The following is a 16,389-nucleotide window of genomic DNA, read 5'->3' on the forward strand; positions in this document are numbered from 1 at the left end:
CTTGGGAGCGCCCTCGCCGGCGGCTCAGGGCAGCCGGTAGGACAGGCCGTCGTCGGTGGCGATGAGGCCATCGGCCAGGAGTCCGGCCAGGGCCCGATCGGGCTGATCGGGATCGCGCCCCTGACTGGCCCCGCCGGCCGCGGCCAGGAGGGCCCCGGCCTCCACGGCCCGCCCCAGCGGCGCGCTGCGCAGGACCGCCATGATGAGGCCGCGGGCCTGGCGGTCGGTGCCCGCCCAGGCCTGGGTGCGGCGCCTGCCCGCATGGGCATCGGGCGGCTGCCCGGCCGCCAGCCAGGCGCAGCGCTCGCGCCAGGGGCAGGCCGCGCAGTGCGGCTGACGAGCCGTGCACACCAGGGCTCCCAGCTCCATGACGGCCACCGACCACCGGGCGGCCGTGCCGTCGTCCGGGGGCAGGAGGGCCGCGGCGCGCTCGCGCTCGGCCCGGCTCAGGCTCGGTGCGGGCAGGGCCTGGCCGCCGACCGCCCGGGCCAGGACCCGGCGCACATTCGTGTCCAGCGCCAGGGCGCGGCGCCCATGGGCGAAGGCCATCACCGCCCCGGCGGTGTACTCCCCCACCCCGGGCAGGGCCATGAGGGCCTCGCGGTCGCAGGGCAGCTCGCCGTCGTGCTCGGCGACGACGACGCCGGCGCACTCCTGAAGGCGCAGGGCGCGCCGGGGATAGCCCAGGCGCCCCCAGGCCCGCAGCACCTCGGCGGTGGGAGCGGCGGCGAGCTCGCCGGGACCGGGCCAGCGGCGCATCCACTCGCGCCATGCCGGCTCCACCCGAGCCACCGGCGTCTGCTGGCTCATGACCTCGCTGACCAGGACGGCCCAGGGCGTGGTGCCGGGCCGGCGCCAGGGCAGGGGCCTGGCGTGATCGCGGTACCAGTCGATCACCGACTGGGCCGACGGCGCCTGGGTCATGGCGTTATCCTCCTGGCGGGTCGTCTCAGGGCGGGGCCGCGTCAGGCTACATCCCGCCGGCGCCAGATCGGGCTCGCCGGATCGGGCGCCGAGCCAGGGCGGGGACACCGCCCCGGCCCGGGACATCCCTGGACGCCGCCCAGCCCCTCCCCTGGCTGGCCGCCGCCCAGCCCCTCCCCCGGGCCCCGGGGGCCGGGCGGGGATGTCGGGCTGGCCGGACATCGCACCGGCCTGCCAGCAGGATGGGGGACGCGTCCCGGGGGCCACCACAATGCTGCCATGACCACCGCCACGAGCACTGCCACGACCACCGCCACTGGCTCCCGCGCCTCCCGCCTGAGGGGCACGGCTCGGCGCACCGCCGTCAGCGCCCTCTACCTGCTGGCCGCCTGGCCGCTCCACCTGGGGCTGTTCATCGCCGTCGTCACTCTCACCGCCCTGGGCGCCTCCACCGCGCTGCTCGGCGGGGTGGGGCTGGTGGTCCTCATCGTCAGCATCATGCTGGCGCGGCTGGCGGCGGCGGCGCAGCGGTGGGTCAATGCGACGCTCACCGGCCGCCCGGCCCCGGGCGTCGCCTATCTTCCCTCCGATCCGCAGGACTCCGCGCTCAGGCGCATCCTGGCCCCCTTGCGCGACCCGCAGTCCTGGCGCGATGCGCTGTGGGCTGTCACGGGCTTCCCCGTGTCCCTGCTGACCTGGTCCGTGACCGTCATATGGGTCTCGGCCGGCATGTCCGCGATGGTGGCGCCGTTCCTGGAGTACCTCGAGTACCGGACGCAGGAGGCAGCCCCCAACTCCGGGACAGTCTCCGTGATCGGATACGGAGGTCTGGGCGAGCTGCTGGCCCCATCCCACCCGCATCTGGCCGATGTGGTCGTCACCATGGCACTGGGGGCGTTCTGCATCCTCAGCGCACCCGTCGTCCTGCAGGGGCTGGCCCGCATGCAGATGGGCTACGCCGAGCTGCTGCTCTCGCGCCAGGCGCGCGACCGCGAGCAGATCCTGGGCCTGCGGGCCTCGCGTCACGCCGCCCGCTCGGCGGAGGCCGACTCTCTGCGCCGTCTGGAGCGCGACCTGCATGACGGCCCTCAGCAGGGCCTGGTGCGCCTGGGCATGGACCTGGCCCGCGCCAAGCGGCACGCCGCCACCGACCCCGCCAAGACCCAGGAGATCCTGGATGCGACCATCGCCCAGACCCAGGAGACCCTTCTGGAGCTGCGCCGGCTCTCCCGGGGGATCGCCCCTCCCGTGCTCGTGGACCGGGGCCTGGAGGCCGCCATCATGGAGGCCTGCGCGCGCTCGATCGTGCCGGTGACGGTCAGCGCCAGTCTGCCCTCCTCGCCTCCCCCTCCCATGCACGCGGCCTCGGCCGCCTACTTCGTGGTCTCCGAGGCCCTGGTCAATGTCAACAAGCACTCCGGGGCCACGCAGGCCGGCGTGACGGTCAGCGCCCAGGAGGGCGCACTGCGCGTGGCGATCACCGATAATGGCGCCGGCGGGGCCTGCGCGGCCAAGGGCCATGGCCTGGACGGACTCATCCAGCGCCTGGCGGGCGTGGAGGGAACGCTGAGCATCGACTCCCCCGTCGGGGGGCCCACGACCATTGAGGCGGTGATCCCGTGCGAGTCCTGATCGCCGATGATTCCGTGCTGCTGCGCGAGGGCCTGACCATGATCCTGGCCGACGAGGGCCACGAGGTGGTCGCAGGGGTGGGCACCGGCGAGGAGCTGGTGACCCGCTGCCTGGAGTTGCGCCCCGACCTGACCATCAGCGACATCCGCATGCCTCCCTCCCATAGCGATGAGGGCCTGCGCGCCGCCATGCGCATCCGCGACCAGTGGCCCCAGGCCCCCATCCTGCTGCTGAGCCAGTACGTCGTGCTGTCCTATGCCACCGAGCTGCTCTCCAGCGGATCCGGCTTCATCGGCTACCTGCTCAAGGATCGGGTGACCGATCTCGACTCCTTCCTCGAGGCGGTTGAGCGCGTGGCCTCGGGCGGCATGGTCCTGGACCCGGAGGTGGTGGCCCAGATGATGGGCAGGGCGCAGGACCCGGTGGCCTCACTGACCCCGCGCGAGCGCGAGGTCCTCGAGCACATGGCCCAGGGCCGCACCAACGCCGGCATCGCCGAGGCGCTCGTGGTCACCGAGGGGGCGGTGGAGAAGCACATCCAGCGCATCTTCCTCAAGCTCGGGCTTCACGCCGACGCCGAGGTCCACCGCCGCGTCGCCGCGGTCCTGGCGCTGCTCGGGGCGCCCCGGACCGGCTGAGGGCCCGGGCGCCTGACCTCACAGCTGCAGCAGCATGCGGGTGTTGCCCAGGGTGTTGGGCTTGACCCGGGCCAGGTTGAGGAACTCGGCCACGCCGTCGTCATGGGAGCGGACCATCTCGGAGAACACGTCGGTTCCCACCGGGGTCCCCGAGATGGGCTTGAAGCCGTGGCGGCTGAAGAAGTCCACCTCGAAGGTCAGGCAGAACAGTCGCTGCAGGCCCAGCGCCCGGGCCCGGCCGATCAGCTCGCCCAGGATCGCCGAGCCCACTCCCCTGCCCAGGTGATCGGGGTGCACCGCCAGGGTGCGCACCTCGGCGATGTCGTCCCACATGACGTGCAGCGCCCCGCATCCCACGATGGAGTGCATGGAGCGCGGCCCGGCTGTGGCCGCATCCTCGGCCACGATGAACTCCTGGATGTCCTCGAAGTAGGAGATGAGGTCCTTGGCGATGAGGATCCGCTGGTCGGAGTAGGGGCGCACGAGGTCGGCGATCGCCCTGGCATCGGCCGGGCGCGCACTGCGCAGCACCGTGGCGACGTCGGGCTGGCTCATCTCGGTCCTTCCGGTTGGCACCCGCGCATCCTGCCACGCCGACGCCGTCAGGGACGAACATCGCCTCCCACCCCCGGGCGGTGCTCAGGGAGCATGCGGGTCAGCATCGCGGCATCGCGGCATCGGCTCGGGGCGCCCCCGGGGGCGCCCCGGGGGCGCCCCCGGGGCCTACAGGCGCTCATGACGGGCGCCGGGGCCGACAAGGTCGAGGACCGCGCGGGCGGTGGCGTCGTCGACCACCAGGTCGGTGACCACGCGCGCCCGCAGGGCCGCCAGCAGGGCACTGGCCTTGGCGGGGCCCGCCACGCACAGGCGCCGCGGGATGCGCGCCAGCTGGGCGGGAGTCGGGCCGGTGGCCCGGGCGTTGAGGGCGATGTCCCGCCACGAGCCATCGGCCCTCAGCAGCACCGTGCACACATCCCCCACCACGCCCTCGCGCCGCAGCATCGCCCGGTCGGCGCTACTGAGATGCCCGCCCTCGTAGACCTGGGAGGGCAGCGAGCCCTCCAGGGAGCCCACGCCGAAGACCGCCAGGCGCACGCCGCTCACCAGCTCCAGGACCCGTCGCACGGAGCGCTCGGACCACATGGCCTCCCGGGTCTCGACATGATCGAAGAAGGCCGGAACCGGGAAGGCGACGACCCGCGCCCCCAGCGACTCGCCGATGCGCGAGAGCACCTCGCCGGCGCCCGGCCCCAGGACCGGATCGGTGGCCCCGTTGAGCTGGACGACGGTCAGCTCGGGGATGGGGCGGGCGGACAGGGCATCGGCGACCTGGGACATGGTGGTCCCCCAGGCCACCCCGACCAGGCGGCCGCCCTTATCACCCCTGTCGCCCCTGTCGCCCCGCTCCTGGCCCTGCGGCTCCAGGGCCTCGATGAGCTCGACCATCCGCGCCGCGGCCACCCCGGCGACCTGCCGGAGTCGGTGGATCTCCGTGGACCCCTCCCGCACCGGCACGATCTGGGCGCGCACCCCGAACATCGCGCCGAATCGGGCCTCCATGCTGCCCGCGCCCGGAGGGGTGACCTCGATGCGCACGATCCCGGTGCGCCGGGCGCGGTCCAGCAGGCGCGAGACCGTGGAGCGCGAGACTCCCAGGTGATGGGCGATGACCTCCATGGTCTCGCCCTGGAGGTAGTACAGGGAGGCGGCCTCATAGGCCCGTTGCGCGACCCCCGAGTCCTCACTCCCGCGGTCCAGGGCCGCGGTGGGCTCGATGACCATGTTCCTCCCCTCACACATCAGTTCTGCACGTTCGTGCAGACGGCTTGATCATTCTTCCACACAGGAGAACAGTTGCGCATATCAGCGCCAGCCAGCCGCACAGGAGCGACCATGCCAAGCCCGCAGACCTCCACCAGCACTCTATCCCCCGGCACCCGCGGAACCGCGCTCAACGCCCCCCAGCGCACCTCAGCACTGGAGGCCATGGCAAGCGATGAGGGCCTGGACGTCCTCGTCGTCGGCGGAGGCGTGACCGGCGCCGGCATCGCCCTGGACGCCGCATCCCGCGGCCTGCGCACCGGTATCGTCGAGATGGGCGACTGGGCGGCGGGCACCTCCTCCTACTCCTCCAAGCTCGTCCACGGCGGGCTGCGCTACCTCTACCAGCTCAACTTCGCCCTGGTGCACGAGGCCCTGACCGAGCGCGGCCGCCTGCTGACCACCACCGCCCCCCACCTGGTCAAGGCCCAGCCCTTCCTATGGCCGCTCAAGCACCACTACGAGCGCAGCTACTCCGCCGTGGGAGTGGGCATGTACGACGCCCTGGCCCTGGCCGGCGCCCGCGGGCACAAGACCGTCCCCATCCAGCAGCACCTGGGCAAGAAGGGCACCTCCGCCCTGGCCCCCGCCCTGGACGTCACCGACCTGGCCGGGGCGATCCGCTTCTACGACGCCCGCGTGGACGACTCGCGCCTGGTCATCGACCTGGTGCGCACCGCAGTGGGCCTGGGCGCCCATGCCGCCAACCGCACCAGGGTGACCGGCTTCCTGAAGAACGAGCGCGGCCACGTCACCGGCGCCTCGGTCACCGACCTGGCCACCGGCCGTCAGCTGGAGATCCGCGCCACGCGCACCATCAACGCCACCGGCGTGTGGACCGAGGAGACCCAGGACCTGGCCACCGAGGCCGGGGGCCTGAAGGTCCTGGCCTCCAAGGGCATCCACATCGTCGTGCCCCGCCAGGCCATCGACGCCGAGACCGGCATCTTCCTGCGCACCGAGAAGTCCGTCCTGTTCATCATCCCCTGGCCCGACTACTGGGTCATCGGCACCACGGACACCCCCTGGGACCAGGACGTGGCCAAGCCCGTGGCCACCAGCGCCGACGTCGACTACGTCCTGGACCACGCCAACTCCGTGCTGACCCGCCCCATCGGGCGCGAGGACATCATCGGGGTCTACGCGGGCCTGCGCCCCCTGCTCCAGCCGCGCCTCAAGCCCGGCGCCAAGGCCGCCTCCACCAAGGTCTCCCGGGAGCACACCGTCACCCGCCTGGCCCCGGGCCTGACCGCGATCGCCGGGGGCAAGCTGACCACCTACCGGGTCATGGCGGTCGACGCCGTCGACCACGCCCTGGGCGAGAGCCTGGCCCGCTCCCACCCCTCGGCCACCGCCGACCTGCCCCTGGTGGGGGCCGAGGGCTACCACGAGCTGGCCGCGCGGGCCGGTGACATCGCCCGGGCGCGCGACTGGACCCTGGCCCGGGTCACCCACCTCCTGGACCGCTACGGCTCGGAGACGCCCGAGCTGCTGGCCGCCATCGACGCCGACCCCTCCCTGGGCGAGGCGCTGGGAGAGGCCCCCGAGTACCTGCGCGTCGAGGTCGCCTGGGCGGTGACCCATGAGGGCGCCGAGTCCCTGGAGGACGTCCTGACCCGGCGCGTGCGCCTGGACCTGTCGCGGCGCGACCGCGGCCTGGGGGCGGCCGAGGAGATCTGCGCGATCATGGCCCCCCTGCTGGGCTGGGACGATGCGGAGATCGCGGCCCAGAGAACGGCCTACGCCAAGCGCGTGGCGGATATGGCCGCCGCCGAGGCCGAGGCCACCGACGCCGCCGCCGTCGCTCACGTGGAGCGGCCCATCTAAGACCCGCCCGGTGGGATAGGCTCTGCGCCGGCCCGCCGGGCGCACCGGGCGCTCATCGCCCCCTTGCCCGAGGCTCAGCCTCAACACCTCACGCCCGGGCCCCAGGCCCCCCACACGCACGACGACGTGCAGAAAGCGAGTTGTCCATGGCTCCATCACTGGCTCAGATCCTCGTCTCGGAGGTCTTCGGGACCTTCCTGCTCATCCTGCTGGGCTGCGGAGTCGTGGCAGGCGTCGTCCTGCCCGCCTCGAAGTCCAAGGACAGCGGGTGGATCGTCATCACCCTGGGCTGGGGCCTGGCCGTGTTCGTGGGCGTCTACGCCGCCTATGCCACGGGGGCCCACCTCAACCCCGCCGTGACCGTGGGCCTGGCGGTGGCCGGCCGCGATCTGGCGGAGGGCGTGCCCGCCTCGGGCGGGGCCATTGCCACCTACCTGGCGGCGCAGATGCTCGGCGCCTTCCTGGGTGCGACCGCGGTGTGGCTGACCTACAAGAAGCAGTTCGACCAGGAGGCGGAGCCGGCCGCCAAGCTCGGCGTGTTCTCCACCGGTCCCACCGTGCGCTCCTACGGCTGGAACCTCGTCACCGAGGCCTTCGCCACCTTCGTGCTGGTCGGCTGGGTCCTCTTCTCGGGCAAGACCCCCTCCCAGCTCGGCCCGCTGGCCGTGGCCCTGGTGGTGGTGGCCATCGGCCTGAGCCTGGGAGGCCCCACCGGCTACGCCATCAACCCGGCCCGCGACCTGGGGCCGCGCATCGCCCACGCCGTCCTGCCGATTCCCGGCAAGGGCGGCTCCGACTGGGGCTACTCCTGGGTTCCTGTGGCCGGGCCGCTCCTGGGCGCCGTCGCCGCCGGACTCATCGTCCCCAACCTGGCGGGCCTGTTCTGAGCGCATCCGCGCCCGGGCCCTGCCCGCCCCCTACGACCGCCCTCACGACGCCGTGAAAGGACACAACCATGACCGACAAGAAGTACGTCCTGTCCATCGACCAGGGAACCACCTCATCGCGAGCCATCCTCTTCGACCACTCCGGGACGATCATCGCGGTCGATCAGAAGGAGCATGAGCAGATCTTCCCGCGCGCCGGCTGGGTGGAGCACGACCCGAAGGAGATCTGGGACAACACCCGTGCCGTGGTGGCCGGGGTGCTGTCCAAGGCGGAGATCAACCGCCACGAGATCGCCGCGGTGGGCATCACCAATCAGCGCGAGAGCGCGGTGGTGTGGGACAAGACCACCGGCGAGCCCGTGTACAACGTCATCGTCTGGCAGGACACCCGCACCCAGGCCATCTGCGACCGCCTGGCGGGGGACGAGGGCCCCGACAAGTACAAGGACCGTGTGGGCCTGGGCCTGGCCACCTACTTCTCCGGCCCCAAGGTGACCTGGATCCTGGAGAACGTCGAGGGCGCCCGCGAGCGCGCCGAGGCGGGCGACCTGCTCATGGGGACCATGGACACCTGGGTGCTGTGGAACCTGACCGGCGGGGTGTCCGGAGGCGTTCACGCCACCGATGTCACCAATGCCTCGCGCACGATGCTCATGAACATCGACACCCTGGACTGGAACGAGGAGATCTGCGCGGATATGGGCATCCCCATGTCCATGCTCCCCGAGATCAAGCCCTCGGCCGGGGAGTTCGGCAGGGGCCGCAAGAACGGCCTGCTCGTGGACACCCCGATCTCCGGCATCCTGGGCGACCAGCAGGCGGCGACCTTCGGGCAGGCCTGCTTCGAGGTGGGACAGGCCAAGAACACCTACGGCACCGGCTGCTTCATGCTCATGAACACCGGCACTACGCCGGTGCGCAGTGACAACGGCCTGCTGACCACCGTGTGCTACCAGATCGGGGATGAGCCCGCCGTCTACGCCCTGGAGGGCTCCATCGCGGTTGCCGGCTCCCTGGTGCAGTGGCTGCGCGACAACCTGGGGATCATCACCGATTCCAAGGACATCGAGGCGCTGGCCGCCTCGGTGGATGACAACGGCGGGGCCTACTTCGTGCCCGCCTTCTCCGGCCTGTTCGCCCCGCACTGGCGGCCCGATGCCCGCGGCGCCCTGGTGGGGCTGACCCGCTACGTCAACAAGGGCCACATCGCCCGGGCGGTCGAGGAGTCCACCGCCTTCCAGACCCGCGAGGTCCTGGAGGCCATGAACGCCGACTCCGGTCAGGCCCTGACCGAGCTCAAGGTCGACGGCGGCATGACGCGCGATGAGCTGCTCATGCAGTTCCAGGCCGACCAGGTCGGCGTGCCGGTGGTGCGCCCCCAGGTCACCGAGACCACGGCCCTGGGCGCCGCCTACGCGGCGGGCATCGCGGTGGGCTTCTGGTCGGGGACCCAGGACGTCATCGACAACTGGGCCGAGGGCAAGCGCTGGCAGCCGGCCATGGATGAGGCCGAGCGCGATCGCCTCTTCCGCAACTGGAACAAGGCCGTGGCCCGCACCCTGGACTGGGTGGACGACGACGTCGTGGAGTGAGCCCGGCTCTGATCCGCCCCCATCTCGGCCTCCCCGGAGGGCACCCGGCGCCATGGTGCCCTCCGGGGAGTCTGCTATCCGTGCGTCTCACTGCGGCCAGCGCGGCCAGCGCAGCCGGCGCGGCCGGCGCCCGCCTCAGGACAGGGACAGCGCCCAGCTGAGCAGGCCGCCGATGGCCAGGTAGGGGCCGAAGGCGATGGAGTCCTTCCGGCCTGCCCGTCCCAGGGCCAGGAGCCCCAGCGCCGCGAGCCCGCCCAGGACGAAGCCCAGCATGAGGGCCGTGACCAGGGACCAGGCGGAGGCGTGGCCCAGCCACAGTCCCAGGACGCCGATGAGCTTGGCATCGCCCAGGCCCATCCCCGTGGGCAGGAGGCACAGGACCACCATGACCGCCATCCCGGCGCATGCTGTTCCCAGGGCGGTCCCGGCGGGCCTCAGCGCCTGGCTCCACGACTCGCCCGTGGCCAGGGCCCAGGCGCATCGGATGAGGATCGTGCCCGCCAGCCACAGGGCCGCCCAGCCCAGCAGGCGGTTGGGCAGCCGGTGGCTGAGGGCATCGACGCTGCAGGCCACGGCCAGGATCGTCACGGTCGGCAGCGCGACGGCGGTTGAGGCGATCGCATCGAGGCGCCAGCCCCACCAGGCCGTGATGGCGCAGCACGCGCCTGCCAGCAGGCCCTGGGTCAGGGGGCTGAGCAGCCCGAGGCGGCGGATCCGCATGCCGCCCTGGCGCGAGACCAGCTCGCCCAGGTAGGCCCGGGCGAAGCCCGATAGCGGCCCGGCGGCTCCAAGCACGCAGGCTGTGGCGATGGCGAGCAGAAGGGCGGCGTCAGTCATGGCAGTGGTCGTGTCGCATGGCCGGGTGCGGCTGTCTCAGGGCCCGTGCCGGCAGGCCCCGGCGCTGCGGCCCGGGCTCAGGCATCCACCACGGGGATATCGGTCAGGCGCGCGGACAGGGCCCGGCCGTGGGCATTGTCCCCGCCGGGCAGGTCCAGGATCACGGTGTCCTGGCCCGTGTCCCGCCAGATCACGGGCACTCGCCAGGGCTCCTCGCCCGGCTCCAGCGGGGGCTTGGCGCTGTTGGACAGCACCCACCGCCCGCTGGTGGGGGCCGCGTAGTCGGCGGTGAGGTGGCGCTGCTCGCCGTCGATCAGGGTCAGGTTGTAGACGCCCTGGGACAGGGTGCGCCAGCGCAGGGTCTGCCACACCGGGGGCAGCATGAAGGCACCCACCTGCCAGTCGACCCTCTGGGGGCAGGACAGTTCCAGGACCCCCACGAGGAAGCTCCCCACCCGCAGCACGCGCTCCATGGACAGGCGCACGCTCAGATCCCCGACCGTGACCTCCACCCCCGCCGGCCCCTTGCCACTGGGCCCCACGGCATCGGGCATATCTGGCCCGGACTCCACCGGGGTGGGCGCGGCGCTGCCGGGATCGGCGGGGGTCACGGCGATCTCCACCCTGCGGTTGATGGCACTGCCCTGCTCGGCCTCATTGGGCACGCGCAGCGCCGTGGCGCCCTTGCCGGTGGCTGAGACCTTCCAGCCCGACAGGTCGGCAGACTCCTTCAGTCGCGCCTCCACCGCCTGGGCGCGCTGCTCCGCCAGGGCCTCGTGGGCCGAGGAGTCCACATGCCCGGTGATGGTCAGCTCACCGCCCGCGGGATAGCGCTTGAGCAGGGCCACCACGCGTGCGATCGCGGCATCGGCCCGCGGATCCAGGCTGACCGACTCCCCCGGGAAGGCCACTCCCCCGGTCAGTGTCACCGTGGTCGACTCCATCCCGGTGCTGGTGTCGGAGGCGTCGTCGTGGGCGATGGACAGCGCCCCGATCCCGAAGGGCCCCGGCTCGTCGACATCCAGGGAGGAGCGCGAGACCAGGGCCCCCGCCTCGAAGGGGGCCTGTGAGGCCCCGACCACCGGGATCCCCGTGATCACCCCCATGCTCGGCAGCTCCAGCTCCACGCTCGTGGCCCCCGTGGCGGCCGCGAAGATGGGGAAGACCTCCAGCGGCGCGTCCTTGCTCAGCTCGGTGGCGAAGTGCTTGTTCCCGGTCTCCAGCTGGGGGAAGGCCAGCCCCTGGGCCAGGCTGAGGGCGCGGATGGCCCGCATCGTGCCGGTGGCGTCCTTGGTGTCGAAGGCGCCGGCCAGGCTCACCGGCGTGGTGGACTGCGTGGAGAAGGCCAGGCGCACCACCATGTAGCTCCCCGAGATGATGGCAGGCCCGGCCTCCACCGTCACCGGCACGCCCAGGTAGCCGGTGGCCAGGCTCACCGCGCCCGGCGTGGCCGAGGCGGTGGCCTCCCCCGAGCCCCCCTCCGCCAAGGAGCAGGCGGACAGGCCCCCCAGCCCGGTTAGGGCTGAGGCGAGAAGGGCATGACGACGGGACACCAGCACAAGGGACCTCCTTGAGGGAACAGCGGCAGGGCCCCACCTTAGCGCCGCCGCCCTGCGCGCGGGGCGCGTGTCACCGGGTCGGTTGAGCCACAGCCCGCCGCGCCCGCCCCTACTGCTCCCAGGTGATGACCACGCGCCGGTTGGCGGCCTGGGCCTGCTCGTCGACGCTGCCGTCCTCGCGGGTCTCGGGCTGGGCCGGCTCGGTCTCGCCCTTGCCGCTGGCCGTCATGGTCACCGAGGAGGCCTTGGTGGTCAGGTAGTCGACCACGGCCTGGGCCCGCTGCTCGGAGAGGGTCTGGTTGTAGGCGTCGTCGGCCACTGAGTCGGTGTGCCCGACGACGGTGACCTCCTTGGGCGGCGTGGATCCCCAGCCCTTGGCGATGCTGTCCAGGACCTCCTTGGCCCGCGGTGTCAGGGTGGCCGAGTCGGTCTCGAAGGTGACATCCCCGGACAGGGTGGTGCGGGTCTTGTTCCCGTCGGTGTCCGTGGTCGCGGCGCCGTCGGCCTCGGAGGTGCGCAGGACCAGGCCGAGGACGGGCGCCACCATGTCCGCGACAGGGGTGGCGTCGGGGCGAGTGGCCTCCGGCGGGATCGCCGCGGTGTCCCGGCCCGGGGTCCGGACCGAGGCGCTGGGGCTCGAGGGGCTCGGGGGCGCTGAGGACTCCTCGGCCCGCGCCGTCGGCCCTCCGAGGGCGAGGCCCGCCGCGAGGCCTGCACCAAGGCCCGCCACCAGGCTCAGGCGCACGGCCGTGAGGGGGGCGCGCCACCGGCGCCGGGAGCCGGCCCGCATGGGCAGGGGCAGGCCTGCGCGGCGGGGCGATGATGCCGGGCCCGCAGGCATGGTCGGGGCGCTCATCGGGTCACCGGCACATTCTCGAAGGCCCCTGCCACCGGGATGGTCACCGTGACGGCGGAGGTCTCCTTGGGCAGCGCCGCGAAGGAGGCCTGGAACACCGTCGTGTGGCCGGCGTCGATGAAGATGCCGCTGGTCGAGGAGCACAGGCAGCCCCCGGCGTTGTCGTAGGCGACCCGGTAGATCTTCTTGTTGGCGGCGTCCAGCAGGGTGACGCCATCGGTGTTCTGGAGCGTGCCGCCGTCGCCCTGCGCCCCGTCGGAGTTCAGGGGGATGGTCGACTCGCCGTCGGAGAAGATGTCCGAGACCTGGAGGCCCAGGCCCGAGTCGGGGCCGTCATTGGTCACGGAGAACATGACGGTGGTGATGCCGCCGGAGACGCTCACCGAGTTCAGGGCGATGGTCACGGGCGTGTCCCCGGTGGAGGCGGTGCGGGTGGCGATCACCGGCAGCTCGGAGGTGACCTCCACAGGGGTCGGCTCTCCGGTGCCGGCCGCGGCATGGGTGTCCCCCAGGACGGTGGCCACGGACTCGGGCAGGGAGGCCTGCTCGGTGGCCGCATCCTCGGCCTTGTCCGAGCCTCCGGGAAGGCAGGCTGTCAGTGTCCCCAGGGCAAGGACCGCGACAGCCGTTGAGGCGAGTGCTTGCCGGGCGGTGCGAGACATGATGATCCTCCATCGTTGTGCAGGCCCTTGCGGCCTGGCTCATGGATTCACCTTAGAAACGCCTCGGCCACCGCGTAATGGGCAGGCATATACGGGGATCGAGCGTGTGGGACACGGTTTTCTCCCGGGGCCCGGGGGTCCTTCCCGGGTCCCCGGGCAGGCCCCGGGGACCCGAGCGCCCCGGCACGACGACGGCGCCGCCCGCGGTGGGCGGCGCCGTCGGTCAGGCGGTGCGGGCCTCAGGCCTTGGCCACGTCCAGCGGGATGCTGGGGCCCATGGTGGTGGACATGGCGGCCTTGAGGATGTAGCGGCCCTTGGAGGCCGAGGGCTTGAGGCGCAGGACCTCATCGAGGGCGGCCTGGAAGTTCTCCAGCAGCTGCTCCTCGGTGAAGCCGGCCTTGCCGATGATGAAGTGCAGGTTGGCAGCGCGGTCCACGCGGAACTCGATGCGGCCGCCCTTGATGTCGGTCACGGCCTTGGCCACATCCATGGTCACGGTGCCCGTCTTGGGGTTGGGCATGAGGCCGCGGGGGCCCAGGACGCGGCCCAGGCGCCCGACCTTGCCCATGAGGTCGGGGGTGGCCACGGCGGCGTCGAAGTCCGTGTAGCCGCCGGCGACCTTCGCGATGAGCTCGTCGCCGCCGACCTCGTCGGCCCCGGCGGCCAGCGCCTGCTCGGCGCGCTCCCCCTGGGCGAAGACGAGGACTCGGGCGGTCTTGCCGGTACCGTGCGGCAGGGACACGGTGCCACGCACCATCTGGTCGGCCTTGCGGGGGTCGACTCCCAGGCGGAAGGCGACGTCCACGGTGGAGTCGAATGAGGTGACGGTGGTGGTCTTGGCCAGACGGACGGCCTCGGCCGGGGTGTAGAGGATTCCGGACTGGATCTTCTCAGCGGCGGCGCGGTAGGCCTTTGAGCGCTTGGTCATCTGCTTCTCCTTGCAGTCGTGGTGTGCGGGCCGCGCGAGGCCCTGCCACGTGGTGTTCGTCTTGTCTGGGCCGGTGCGGGGCACCGGCGCGGCCATGGGGCCGGGGTCGCGCCGATCAAGCCTCGACGGTGATGCCCATGGAGTGGGCGGTGCCGGCGATGATCTTGGTGGCGGACTCGATGTCGTTGGCGTTGAGGTCGGGCATCTTGGTCTCGGCGATCTCGCGCACCTGGGCCTGGCTCAGGGAGCCGACCTTGGAGCTGTGCGGGGTGGGGGAGCCCTTGGAGATGCCCGCGGCCTTCTTGATCAGCTCGGCGGCCGGCGGGGTCTTGGTGATGAAGGTGAAGGAGCGGTCCTCGTAGACCGTGATCTCCACGGGGATGACGTTGCCGCGCTGCGACTCGGTGGCAGCGTTGTACGCCTTGCAGAACTCCATGATGTTGACGCCCTGCGCACCGAGCGCGGGGCCGATCGGCGGAGCGGGGTTGGCCTGGCCGGCCTGGATCTGGAGCTTGATCAGCCCGGCGACCTTCTTCTTGGGGGCCATAGGTGGGTCCTTCTTGTCCGGAGATGCTGCACGCCTGCCGTGCAGCGCGTGGGTGCATGCGCACGCACAAGCGCCCATCGTAGCCCCCGACGGGACTCCTCAGGGCGCCCGGTGCGCGGTATCACAAGGGCTGGCCTGTGATACTCGGCTCCCGCCCGCATCCCTGCGGATCGGGCGGGGCCGGCCTCAGATCTTGGCGACCTGGGTGAAGGAGAGCTCGGCCGGGGTGTCTCGGCCGAACAGGGAGATGAGCACCTGCAGCTTCTGGGTCTCGGGGTGGATCTCCGAGATGGTGGCGGGCAGGGACTCGAAGGGGCCGTCGGTGACGATGACGGACTCCCCCACCTCGAAGGCGACCTCGAAGACCTGACCCCCGGCCGTGATCTGGGTGCCCGAGCCCGACTCGGGGACGGCCTCGGCCTCGGCCTGCTTGACGGCGATCTCCTCGGGGGTGGGGCCGAGCTGGGAGACGGCCTCCTCGAAGGTCAGGGGCACCGGGTTGTAGCGGTCGCCCACGAAGCCGGTGACGGCGGGGGTGTCCTTGATGGTGCGCCACACGCGGTCGGAGGTCTCCGGGTCATCGAGGTCCATGCGCACGAACACATAGCCGGGGATGCGCACCCGGGAGACCTCTTTCTTCTTGTTGCCGTTCTTGATCTCGATCACCGTCTCCATGGGGACGGCCGCATCGAAGACGTAGTCCTCGACCTCGAAGTTCTCGGCGCGGGTCATGATGTCCGTGGCCACCCGGCGCTCGTAGCCGGAGTAGGTGTGCAGCACGTACCACTCGCCGGGCAGGGAGGACATGTGCTGGCGGAACTCCTCCAGGGGGTCCACCGCGGGCTCGGGCGCGCCGGCCTGCTCGCCCGGCGCGGGCTCCTCGATCTCCTCGATCTCAGCGGCGCCCGCCGGCGGCTCGACGACGGAGCCGTCATCCTCGGGGAGGGGCTGCGCGGAGATGTCCTCGGACACGATGTACCTGCTTTCCGTTGGCTTGCTGCGGGCGATGCTGGGCGGGGGTCAGGTGAAGATCCACATGACGGCGCGGTTGAAGGCGTAGTCCAGCACACCGGTGAACACCATGATGGCCAGGATGAAGAAGACCACCACGAGGAAGTAGGTCCACAGCTCGTTGCCGGTGGGCCACACGACCTTGCGCAGCTCGTCGATGACCTGGCGGATGAACAGGGCAATGCGCCCGAAGAAGCCGCGCTTCTTGTCAGCAGGGCTCGCGGCGCTCGCGCTCTCGCTCATGAATGATGATCCTCGGGTCATACGGCTCGGTCAGTGCCCGCGTCTGGGGCGAGAAGACGGAACCGACGGGATCCCCCGACAGATCCGCCGTTCTCAGCAGGGCAGGCGGGACTCGAACCCACAACCGCCGGTTTTGGAGACCGGTGCGCTACCAATTGCGCCACTGCCCTTCAGCGATGACCAAGTGTGCCACATGATCGCCACGGCACGGGACTCGCCCGCCGTGCATTGCGCCACTGTTCAGGGCCCCTCCGGGCCCCGGGCCTGCGGGCGACCCCCGGTCTGCGGGCGACCCCCGGCGCACCTGCACCCGCCCAGCCGGCGGCGCCTCATCCCGCTTCCCCCGCTTCCCCCTATACCCCCAGGGGTATACACTGGTGAGCGCCGCCCTCGAGCGCCTGATCGAATCACGATGGAGGACACC

The 16,389-nt window shown here is 71.9% G+C and carries 16 protein-coding genes and 1 tRNA gene; 5 read left to right on the forward strand and 12 right to left on the reverse strand.

What is annotated here, in order from left to right; translation table 11 throughout:
• Nucleotides 1–24: 24 nt before the first annotated feature.
• On the reverse strand, nt 25–924 hold the full coding sequence (locus tag EL266_RS13245; protein ID WP_026426993.1) for an HhH-GPD family protein: 900 nt from the start codon (nt 922–924) through the stop codon (nt 25–27).
• A gap of 279 nt (nt 925–1,203) precedes the next feature.
• Here EL266_RS13245 and EL266_RS13250 point away from each other — a divergent pair, with 279 nt between their 5' ends.
• Together EL266_RS13250 and EL266_RS13255 are read left to right on the forward strand one after the other, a co-directional pair.
• A complete protein-coding gene (locus tag EL266_RS13250) occupies nt 1,204–2,556 on the forward strand; it encodes a sensor histidine kinase (protein WP_084500736.1) in 1,353 nt (450 codons plus the stop codon).
• Nucleotides 2,544–3,194, forward strand: coding sequence for a response regulator (locus tag EL266_RS13255; RefSeq protein ID WP_026426995.1), 651 nt, complete (start codon nt 2,544–2,546; stop codon nt 3,192–3,194). Before EL266_RS13250 ends, EL266_RS13255 begins: the two co-directional genes overlap by 13 nt.
• Nucleotides 3,195–3,212: 18 nt before the next feature.
• On the opposite strand, the gene EL266_RS13260 is transcribed toward EL266_RS13255, so the two are convergent.
• Nucleotides 3,213–3,749 carry an amino-acid N-acetyltransferase gene (locus EL266_RS13260; protein ID WP_084500737.1) on the reverse strand — a complete coding sequence of 179 codons (537 nt, stop codon included), beginning with the start codon at nt 3,747–3,749 and terminating at the stop codon, nt 3,213–3,215.
• A gap of 168 nt (nt 3,750–3,917) precedes the next feature.
• Nucleotides 3,918–4,976: a sugar-binding transcriptional regulator gene (locus EL266_RS13265; RefSeq protein WP_051281162.1), complete on the reverse strand. Its 1,059-nt coding sequence runs from the start codon at nt 4,974–4,976 to the stop codon at nt 3,918–3,920.
• Nucleotides 4,977–5,087: 111 nt separating this feature from the next.
• Here EL266_RS13265 and EL266_RS13270 point away from each other — a divergent pair, with 111 nt between their 5' ends.
• The 3 genes from EL266_RS13270 to glpK all read left to right on the forward strand — a co-directional run bounded on the left by EL266_RS13270 (nt 5,088) and on the right by glpK (nt 9,321).
• Nucleotides 5,088–6,842 (forward strand): glycerol-3-phosphate dehydrogenase/oxidase, encoded by a 1,755-nt coding sequence (locus EL266_RS13270; protein ID WP_026426998.1) that lies wholly within the window; start codon nt 5,088–5,090, stop codon nt 6,840–6,842.
• Nucleotides 6,843–6,988: 146 nt separating this feature from the next.
• A complete protein-coding gene (locus tag EL266_RS13275; protein WP_026426999.1) occupies nt 6,989–7,729 on the forward strand; it encodes an MIP/aquaporin family protein in 741 nt (246 codons plus the stop codon).
• A gap of 68 nt (nt 7,730–7,797) precedes the next feature.
• Nucleotides 7,798–9,321 (forward strand): glycerol kinase GlpK, encoded by a 1,524-nt coding sequence (gene glpK / locus EL266_RS13280; RefSeq protein ID WP_026427000.1) that lies wholly within the window; start codon nt 7,798–7,800, stop codon nt 9,319–9,321.
• Nucleotides 9,322–9,456: 135 nt separating this feature from the next.
• On the opposite strand, the gene EL266_RS13285 is transcribed toward glpK, so the two are convergent.
• The 9 genes from EL266_RS13285 to EL266_RS13325 form a co-directional block, all read right to left on the reverse strand.
• Nucleotides 9,457–10,158 (reverse strand): prepilin peptidase, encoded by a 702-nt coding sequence (locus tag EL266_RS13285; RefSeq protein WP_026427001.1) that lies wholly within the window; start codon nt 10,156–10,158, stop codon nt 9,457–9,459.
• A gap of 77 nt (nt 10,159–10,235) precedes the next feature.
• A complete protein-coding gene (locus EL266_RS13290; RefSeq protein WP_051281164.1) occupies nt 10,236–11,717 on the reverse strand; it encodes an OmpA family protein in 1,482 nt (493 codons plus the stop codon).
• Between the two features lie 109 nt (nt 11,718–11,826).
• Nucleotides 11,827–12,573, reverse strand: coding sequence for an OmpA family protein (locus EL266_RS13940; RefSeq protein WP_197719251.1), 747 nt, complete (start codon nt 12,571–12,573; stop codon nt 11,827–11,829).
• Nucleotides 12,570–13,235, reverse strand: coding sequence for a hypothetical protein (locus tag EL266_RS13300; RefSeq protein ID WP_051281166.1), 666 nt, complete (start codon nt 13,233–13,235; stop codon nt 12,570–12,572). The genes EL266_RS13940 and EL266_RS13300 overlap by 4 nt, the downstream gene beginning before the upstream one ends.
• A 239-nt stretch (nt 13,236–13,474) precedes the next feature.
• Nucleotides 13,475–14,164, reverse strand: coding sequence for a 50S ribosomal protein L1 (gene rplA, locus EL266_RS13305; protein ID WP_026427005.1), 690 nt, complete (start codon nt 14,162–14,164; stop codon nt 13,475–13,477).
• A gap of 115 nt (nt 14,165–14,279) precedes the next feature.
• On the reverse strand, nt 14,280–14,711 hold the full coding sequence (rplK, locus tag EL266_RS13310) for a 50S ribosomal protein L11 (RefSeq protein ID WP_026427006.1): 432 nt from the start codon (nt 14,709–14,711) through the stop codon (nt 14,280–14,282).
• Between the two features lie 186 nt (nt 14,712–14,897).
• Nucleotides 14,898–15,605, reverse strand: a complete 708-nt coding sequence (gene nusG / locus EL266_RS13315) for a transcription termination/antitermination protein NusG (RefSeq protein WP_408608502.1) — start codon at nt 15,603–15,605, stop codon at nt 14,898–14,900.
• 126 nt (nt 15,606–15,731) lie between these two features.
• Nucleotides 15,732–15,965, reverse strand: coding sequence for a preprotein translocase subunit SecE (gene secE, locus EL266_RS13320; protein WP_026427008.1), 234 nt, complete (start codon nt 15,963–15,965; stop codon nt 15,732–15,734).
• 97 nt (nt 15,966–16,062) lie between these two features.
• A tRNA-Trp gene (locus tag EL266_RS13325) sits at nt 16,063–16,135 on the reverse strand.
• Nucleotides 16,136–16,389: the final 254 nt, after the last annotated feature.

The sequence above is a fragment of the Actinomyces slackii genome, from assembly GCF_900637295.1.
GTDB classification, from domain to species: Bacteria; Actinomycetota; Actinomycetes; order Actinomycetales; family Actinomycetaceae; genus Actinomyces; species Actinomyces slackii.

Coding starts and splice junctions, on each gene's coding strand:
- rplA (WP_026427005.1), bottom strand. CDS start 14,164: ATGACCAAGCGCTCAAAGGCCTACCGCGCCGCCGCTGAGAAGATCCAG.
- secE (WP_026427008.1), bottom strand. CDS start 15,965: ATGAGCGAGAGCGCGAGCGCCGCGAGCCCTGCTGACAAGAAGCGCGGC.
- EL266_RS13260 (WP_084500737.1), bottom strand. CDS start 3,749: ATGAGCCAGCCCGACGTCGCCACGGTGCTGCGCAGTGCGCGCCCGGCC.
- rplK (WP_026427006.1), bottom strand. CDS start 14,711: ATGGCCCCCAAGAAGAAGGTCGCCGGGCTGATCAAGCTCCAGATCCAG.
- EL266_RS13270 (WP_026426998.1), top strand. CDS start 5,088: ATGCCAAGCCCGCAGACCTCCACCAGCACTCTATCCCCCGGCACCCGC.
- EL266_RS13265 (WP_051281162.1), bottom strand. CDS start 4,976: ATGGTCATCGAGCCCACCGCGGCCCTGGACCGCGGGAGTGAGGACTCG.
- EL266_RS13285 (WP_026427001.1), bottom strand. CDS start 10,158: ATGACTGACGCCGCCCTTCTGCTCGCCATCGCCACAGCCTGCGTGCTT.
- EL266_RS13940 (WP_197719251.1), bottom strand. CDS start 12,573: ATGAGCGCCCCGACCATGCCTGCGGGCCCGGCATCATCGCCCCGCCGC.
- EL266_RS13250 (WP_084500736.1), top strand. CDS start 1,204: ATGACCACCGCCACGAGCACTGCCACGACCACCGCCACTGGCTCCCGC.
- glpK (WP_026427000.1), top strand. CDS start 7,798: ATGACCGACAAGAAGTACGTCCTGTCCATCGACCAGGGAACCACCTCA.
- EL266_RS13245 (WP_026426993.1), bottom strand. CDS start 924: ATGACCCAGGCGCCGTCGGCCCAGTCGGTGATCGACTGGTACCGCGAT.
- EL266_RS13300 (WP_051281166.1), bottom strand. CDS start 13,235: ATGTCTCGCACCGCCCGGCAAGCACTCGCCTCAACGGCTGTCGCGGTC.
- EL266_RS13275 (WP_026426999.1), top strand. CDS start 6,989: ATGGCTCCATCACTGGCTCAGATCCTCGTCTCGGAGGTCTTCGGGACC.